The 6,622-nt window shown below is 57.5% G+C and carries 6 protein-coding genes and 2 pseudogenes; 2 read left to right on the top strand and 6 right to left on the bottom strand.

Annotated features, from left to right (window positions below):
- Window positions 1-146: pseudogene (locus AC221Y_RS18155) on the bottom strand (keto-deoxy-phosphogluconate aldolase); the annotation flags it as partial.
- A gap of 68 nt (window positions 147-214) precedes the next feature.
- Entirely contained in the window at window positions 215-2,020 is a 1,806-nt protein-coding gene (gene edd, locus AC221Y_RS18150; protein WP_486707948.1) for a phosphogluconate dehydratase, read from the bottom strand.
- Between the two features lie 342 nt (window positions 2,021-2,362).
- Between edd and AC221Y_RS18145 the strand changes: the two genes are divergently transcribed.
- Both AC221Y_RS18145 and AC221Y_RS18140 read left to right on the top strand, forming a co-directional pair.
- A complete protein-coding gene (locus AC221Y_RS18145) occupies window positions 2,363-3,553 on the top strand; it encodes an RSP_2647 family RNA methyltransferase (RefSeq protein ID WP_299755989.1) in 1,191 nt (396 codons plus the stop codon).
- The gene (locus tag AC221Y_RS18140; RefSeq protein ID WP_486707947.1) at window positions 3,550-4,089 is read left to right on the top strand and encodes an RSP_2648 family PIN domain-containing protein; all 540 of its coding nucleotides are present in this window, start codon (window positions 3,550-3,552) and stop codon (window positions 4,087-4,089) included. The genes AC221Y_RS18145 and AC221Y_RS18140 overlap by 4 nt, the downstream gene beginning before the upstream one ends.
- Here AC221Y_RS18140 and AC221Y_RS18135 read toward each other — a convergent pair.
- The 4 genes and pseudogenes from AC221Y_RS18135 to AC221Y_RS18120 all read right to left on the bottom strand — a co-directional run.
- Window positions 4,077-4,775: a M48 family metallopeptidase gene (locus AC221Y_RS18135; protein ID WP_299755940.1), complete on the bottom strand. Its 699-nt coding sequence runs from the start codon at window positions 4,773-4,775 to the stop codon at window positions 4,077-4,079. The two genes, AC221Y_RS18140 and AC221Y_RS18135, sit on opposite strands and share 13 nt — an antisense overlap.
- A 46-nt stretch (window positions 4,776-4,821) precedes the next feature.
- Window positions 4,822-6,006, bottom strand: coding sequence for a vWA domain-containing protein (locus AC221Y_RS18130; RefSeq protein ID WP_299755944.1), 1,185 nt, complete (start codon window positions 6,004-6,006; stop codon window positions 4,822-4,824).
- A complete protein-coding gene (locus AC221Y_RS18125) occupies window positions 6,006-6,173 on the bottom strand; it encodes a hypothetical protein (protein ID WP_299755947.1) in 168 nt (55 codons plus the stop codon). The genes AC221Y_RS18130 and AC221Y_RS18125 overlap by 1 nt, the downstream gene beginning before the upstream one ends.
- Window positions 6,170-6,622, bottom strand: a pseudogene (locus AC221Y_RS18120) (DUF2927 domain-containing protein); the annotation flags it as partial. The gene AC221Y_RS18125 and the pseudogene AC221Y_RS18120, both read right to left, overlap by 4 nt.

Below are 6,622 nucleotides of genomic sequence, written 5' to 3'. Positions count from 1 at the left end.
GTCACCTCAAGGGCAGGCAGTCCGCCTGCGACCAGGGCCGTCGCCAACGCGGCGGCCAATGCTGCGTCTTCGACAACAAGGACCGGTACGACTGGGGCAAGTTGGCAAATCTCGGCGGCCTGAATACTACTTTCTTCGGGGGTCATATTTTATCTCCGTCTTTCAAGGATTGCCCGCGTTTAGGCGCAATTCTGTCGATGTCATAGGCGTTCGCTTAAACGACCGTGCCAGCGCCATCGGCGGCCAGCCCGCAACGGTCCCGGAAGGCCGTGAATAGCTCGCGCCCCAAGCCTTCCTGATTGTCAGAAAGGTCAGGTACAACCGGTGTGCGGCTTTCAAAGCCGTCCGCGAGGCAATCCAGTGTTCCCGAAACCGCATCGACCCGCACAAGGTCGCCGTCTTGCAGCTTGGCAATGGGGCCGCCATGTGCGCCTTCGGGCGACAGGTGGATAGCGGACGGCACCTTGCCACTTGCTCCGGACATGCGGCCATCGGTCACCAACGCAACCTTCAATCCCCGGGACAGCAGAACTGACAGGATTGGTGTCAGCGAGTGCAATTCGGGCATGCCATTTGCTTTTGGGCCTTGAAAACGGACCACAACCACGGTGTCGCCGGTGAATTCCCCGGCCTTGAAGGCCGCTTTCACGGCATCCTGCGTTTCAAAGATGCGGGCAGGGGCCTCGATCACCTGGTTCTCCGACGCGACGGCAGACACTTTCATGACTGAGCGGCCGAGATTGCCTTTAAGTTCGCGCAGTCCGCCGCTTGGCTTGAAGGGGTCGCCTGCGGGTCGAACGATCTTATCGTTGAGGCTTTCCTTCGGGCCTTCAACCCACGTCAAAGCACCGTCTCTTAGGGTTGGCTCGGTCGCATAAAGCCCAAGCCCATCTCCGGCAATTGTGCTTGTGTCTGGATGCAGCAGTCCGGCCCCAAGGAGTTCACCGATCAGGTAGGCGAGACCGCCCGCTGCATGGAAATGGTTCACGTCAGCAAGGCCATTTGGATAGACTTTCGCCATCTGCGGTGTGGCAGCAGAAAGATCGTTGAAGTCTTCAATATCAAGAATCACACCCGCAGCGCGTGCCATCGCGGGCAGGTGGATAACAAGGTTTGTCGACCCTCCCGTGGCCATCAGTCCTACGATCCCGTTCACAAAGGCCCTCTCATCGAGAATAGCTGAAACAGGTCGATAATCGTTCCCCTGTGCGGTGATTGCTGCGGCGCGCCGGGTAGCCTCGACGGTCAAAGCGTCCCGCAAAGGAGTTCCGGGATTGACGAAACTTGAGCCCGGCAGATGAAGCCCCATGAATTCCATCAGCATCTGGTTCGAATTCGCAGTTCCATAGAACGTGCAGGTGCCTGGGCCGTGGTACGAGGCCATCTCGGCTTCCATCAGCTTGTCGCGACCCACTTCTCCGGCTGCGAATTGCTGGCGAACTTTGGCTTTTTCGTCGTTTGGGAGGCCTGAGATCATCGGTCCTGCGGGGACAAAGACGGCAGGGATATGTCCAAAGGTGGCGGCAGCAATGATCAGCCCTGGAACGATCTTATCGCAGACGCCGAGATACATGGCAGAATCAAAGGTGTTGTGGCTTAAAGCCACGCCCGCCGCCAAAGCAATCACATCGCGCGAGAAAAGGCTCAATTCCATCCCGGTCTGCCCCTGTGTAACCCCATCGCACATTGCGGGCACGCCTCCGGCAACCTGTGCCGTCGCGCCAACCAAACGAGCGGCCTCTTTGATCTGATCGGGATAGTCTTTGAACGGCTGGTGCGCTGACAGCATGTCGTTATATGCGGTCACAATCCCAATATTGGGCGCGCAATCATCCACTAACGCCGCCTTGTCGTCGCCCATGGCCGCAAAGGCGTGGGCTTGATTTCCACAAGTGAGGTGGCCACGTTTTACGCCATCGTCTTGCGCACGCGCGATTTTGTCGAGGTAGCCTCCGCGCGCGCGTCCGGATCGCGCAATGATCCGCTCGGTGACGCGATGCACCGTATTGTTCAAACCCATATCGGAGCCTCCTAAAGACAAGTCTGCAGCCTCATAGCACTCTTTGTTACCGCTAACAACGCAAAGTGGTGCGATCAGTTCGCCGCTATGTTGCGTCCGCATAACGGGTTTGTCGAAACGTGGCTTTTGGCGCCCGGACTTGAGGCCTAGGTGACTGTCGACAGCAAAATGAGGAATTCCCAATGTCTTACCAATCTAAATATGGCGAAATTGATCTGATGGCAGTCGAAATAGAAGCCCGCCGCTTGCGTGCCAATTGGGTACGTTCGTTACTGGCAGGTCGCAAAGCGCGCTGATCTCTTTCGGTCCGGGTCCGTTCCCGTTAAAGGGGGCGGCATGAATATTGATCACCCCATCATCCGCCTGAAGCCCAAAACCGATGCGCGTCGTCTGAGACGCGGGTTTCCTTGGGTATACGACAATGAATTGGTCACAGATCGGCGCACGCGCGCGCTTGTCCCCGGTAGCCTCGCGCGGCTGGAAGACGCCGACCGCAATCCGATTGCGACGGTTGCAGTTAACCCAAATTCAAAAATATTTGGGCGTGTCTTAGATGCAGACCCAGGTGCCGAAATTGATCGCGCGTGGATGGCCAAGCGAATTGGGCGCGCCCTTAAGACGCGCAATGCGCTCTTCGATGCGCCGTATTATCGTCTGATCCATGCGGAAGCTGATGGCATGCCGGGTGTCATCGTCGACCGCTTTGGTGACGCTGCTGTCATCCAGCCCAACGCGGCTTGGGCTGACGTGCGACTTGAGGAACTGGCGGATGTTCTGGCAGAGGTCACGGGCGTCACGGCGATCGTCAAAAGTGGCACTGGACGGGCGCGGGGACTTGAAGGATTGGACGATGCGTCCGGATTGATCCGTGGAACTCTTTCCGAGTTGATTGCCGTGCCAATGAATGGCGCGATTTATATGGCAGATTTACTTAGCGGACAGAAAACCGGGTTGTACTACGACCAACGTCCGACCCATGCATTTGTCGCCCGACTCGCGCGCGATACCGACGTCTTGGATGTCTTTTCGCATGTCGGTGGATTTGCGCTTGCCGCCTTGGCGTCCGGGGCGACCTCAGCTTTGGCTGTCGATGGTTCGACTGCGGCGCTGACGCTCGCTGGGGCTGGCGCTAAGGCGTCCGGGGTGGCGGATCGGTTCGAAACAAACGCGTCGGATGCTTTTGAGGCGATGACATCACTTTCCGAAGAAGGCCGCTCGTTTGGGACGGTGGTCTGCGACCCGCCCGCCTTTGCGCCCCACAAACAGGCGCGGGATGCAGGTTTGCGAGCCTACGAGAAAGTGGCCCGCTTGGCTGCCGCACTGGTCGCAACCGACGGCACATTGACGCTGTGTTCGTGTTCGCATGCAGCAGAGATTGATCAGTTTCGGGCCGCGTCGTTGCGAGGGATCGGGCGGGCAGGGCGCGCCTGTCAAATCTTGCGTACCGGCTTTGCAGGCCCGGACCACCCCCAGCATCCGCATTTGGCGGAAAGCGGGTATCTCAAAGCGATCACGTTCCGGCTTTTGGGGTGAGAGTTCTTATCGACGCCTGTGTCCTCTATCCCACGGTGTTGCGGGAAATTGTGGTGAAAACAGCTTTTCGGGGTGCCTTTACCCCGCTTTGGTCCCCGCGCATTCTTGAGGAATGGCGGCGCGTGGCGCAAAAACGCGGTGAGGGTGAAATTGCTGGTCTGGAGATTGATGGGATTAATGCACTTTTCCCGGGAGCGATTGTGCAACATTCATTCGAAACAGCGGCGCGATTGTCGTTGCCCGACCCCGATGACATCCATGTGCTGGCCGCTGCAATCGATGGCGCAGCGGATGAGCTTTTGACGATGAACCTAAAAGACTTTCCGACACGCACATTGGCACGCGACGATATCCAGTTGCGGGCGCCTGACACCTTCCTTTTGGAGATATTTCATAGTGATCCCAATATGCTGCGAGGGGTTCTTGAGGAAATCATGAACACGGCAGACAACCATGGAATTGATACGGCCAACCCGCGCGCCCTTTTGAAACGTGCGCGCCTGCCCAGACTTGGCAAAGCCGTCTATACGTCCTGACCGGGCGATAGCCAACGGGCTTCATTTGCCTCAATTGCGGCAATGCGCTCGGCGGTCTTGGGGTGGCTCATCAGCCAGACAGGTGCCGCGGCACCGTTTGCGCCAGTCAGCGTTTCCAGCTTTTTGAACAAGGACTTCTGCGGCGCGGTTCCAATCCCGGACTTTACCAGAAGAGCTGACGCATAAGCGTCAGCCTCGTACTCGTCCTTGCGCGAAAGACCAGCAGCCAAGAGTGACATCAGAAAATTCGCAACGAAAGCGCCGACGAACGGGATGTACCGCGACAGGATCATCGCTAAAGCGGTCCGCAGCGCGTTCTGACCCGAAAAATCAATCATCCGACGCCGTGAATGGCCAAGCGCCACATGTCCAAGCTCATGCGCGATCACGCTGGCCAGTTCCTCGGCGGTGACTTCGCCAGCTTTATACTTGCGGTAAAAGCCGCGTGTCAGAAAAATCCGTCCATCGGGGGCCGCCAATCCGTTCACCGGGTCAATTTCGTAGATGTTCACGCGGATACGTTTCAGATCAAGCGAAGCGGCCATCCGATCCATGAGGCCTTTCAAAACCGGATCCGCCAATTCTGTCGATTGCGAGTCAAGGGTGCGCTTGGTCCGCCAGACAGAAAAGCGATACATTACGAGGCCATACAGAAGGGCAATCAGGATTGGGGTAAACTTGATCATAGTCAATATATGGGGCGGGATACGGCGCGCGGCAATGACCGACCCTTTAGCCTAATCGCCGCATCCCTCGCATTAGCCCCTCAAGCGTCAAAGGCACCATACGATCTGCTCCGATAATCTCGCGGATCATGGTCGTGGACATGGTGTATTGCCAGTGCGTCTCGGGAACAGGATTGATCCATAAGCTATCGGGCCACTGTTCAAAGGCGCGGCGTAGCCAAGTTTCGCCTGGCTCTTTGTTCCAATGCTCGCTGGCCCCACCCGGAATTGCGATCTCGTAGGGCGACATGGCGGCGTCGCCCACAACAATGCATTTGTAGCCAGCACCGTAGGTATTCAGCACGTCCCACGTCGGGATCTGCGCGTTCCAGCGCCGGGTGTTGGCGCGCCAGACACCTTCGTAGAGACAATTGTGAAAGTAATAGTGTTCGAGGTGTTTGAATTCAGTTCGGGCGGCTGAGAACAGTTCCTCGACCAACTGCACGTGCGAATCCATAGATCCGCCAACATCAAGAAACAGCAGCACCTTCACTGCATTTCGACGCTCGGGGCGGGTTTTGACGTCGAGGTAGCCGTGTTCTGCGGTGGCGCGAATGGTACCATCAAGGTCCAACTCGTCATGCGCCCCGTCACGGGCCCATTGCCGTAATCTCCGCAGGGCCACTTTGATCGTTCGTGTGCCAATCTCGCGGGTATCGTCGAGGTCTTTGAAATCCCGCTTGTCCCAGACTTTGACGGCGCGTTGGTGGCGCGAGGCATCTTGCCCAATGCGAACACCCTCGGGGTTATACCCATAAGCCCCGAAGGGAGACGTTCCTGCCGTGCCGACCCATTTGGATCCACCTTGGTGGCGACCTTCTTGTTCTTTCAGGCGTTCTCGTAGGGTCTCCATCAGCTTGTCAAAGCCGCCCAAAGCTTCGATTTCGGCTTTTTCCTCTGCGCTCAAATGCTTTTCAGCCATCTTGCGTAGCCACTCTTCGGGCAGATCAAGCGCTTCGACGACGGCCTCAATCGGGATGATCTCAATCCCCTTGAAGCTTTCGGCAAAGGCCCGATCGTAGCGGTCAAGGTGCGCTTCGCTTTTCACCATGATGGTGCGGCCCAGATAGTAAAAGGCATCGACATCATAGGTCGCAAGGCCTGCGTCCAAGGCCTCGAGAAACCCAAGGAATTCCCGGAGCGTCACCGGCACGCCCGCGCGTCTCAGCGCATCAAAGAAGGGCAGAAACATCAGGTGATGATGCGTTCGATTACGATCGAAGCAACAACTCCGAGCAACATGAAGGCAATGCCGAAGCCTGCGCCGTATTGCGCCATATCAAGTCGATTTCCCTTTCGTTTTCGCGCGGCAGAGATGCCTAGAAGGAACCCAAGCACGGCGAAGGCAAAGATGATCATGAGGAGCTGTCCTGTCTGGTGCGCGGGCTAATGGCGCGAATTTCTGAAACGCGGGCGCGAATATCGGCTTCCGTGCCAAAGCCATAGCGCGCCCAACCAAGCGCGTCGATCTGTGCCGCGGCGGCTTGCGTCGGTCGGTCAAGCAGCGTCAAGGCTTCGGCTTTGATCAGCAATAAAAGCGAAAGCAGGGCCGCGTGTTCGGATTGCTTGACCGCATCGAGGTTGCGATTAACCAATCCAAGCGCCACATCGGCGCGGTCTGCTGACAATTGAAAGGCGGCTATTTGCATCGCGACGTGGGCTTCATGGATCGCGGTATCGGGTCGGTTTTGATATATCCGGCCCGCCGCAAGGAATGATCCCAGCGCTTGGTCCGGGTTGCTCGCGAGCAACAGCCGGCCCAGCACATAATGTGCGTAGGCAAGTCGGGTGTCCGTTGATCCGAACCC

This window comes from Boseongicola sp., from assembly GCF_057460485.1.
Note: the sequence above shows the minus strand (reverse complement) of the source record. Positions and strands in the feature narration are given on the sequence as shown.

Bases quoted from the DNA above. Each gene is read 5' to 3' on its own strand.
- edd (WP_486707948.1), bottom strand. From the start codon at position 2,020: ATGGGTTTGAACAATACGGTGCATCGCGTCACCGAGCGGATCATTGCG.
- AC221Y_RS18135 (WP_299755940.1), bottom strand. From the start codon at position 4,775: ATGATCAAGTTTACCCCAATCCTGATTGCCCTTCTGTATGGCCTCGTA.
- AC221Y_RS18130 (WP_299755944.1), bottom strand. From the start codon at position 6,006: ATGTTTCTGCCCTTCTTTGATGCGCTGAGACGCGCGGGCGTGCCGGTG.
- AC221Y_RS18125 (WP_299755947.1), bottom strand. From the start codon at position 6,173: ATGATCATCTTTGCCTTCGCCGTGCTTGGGTTCCTTCTAGGCATCTCT.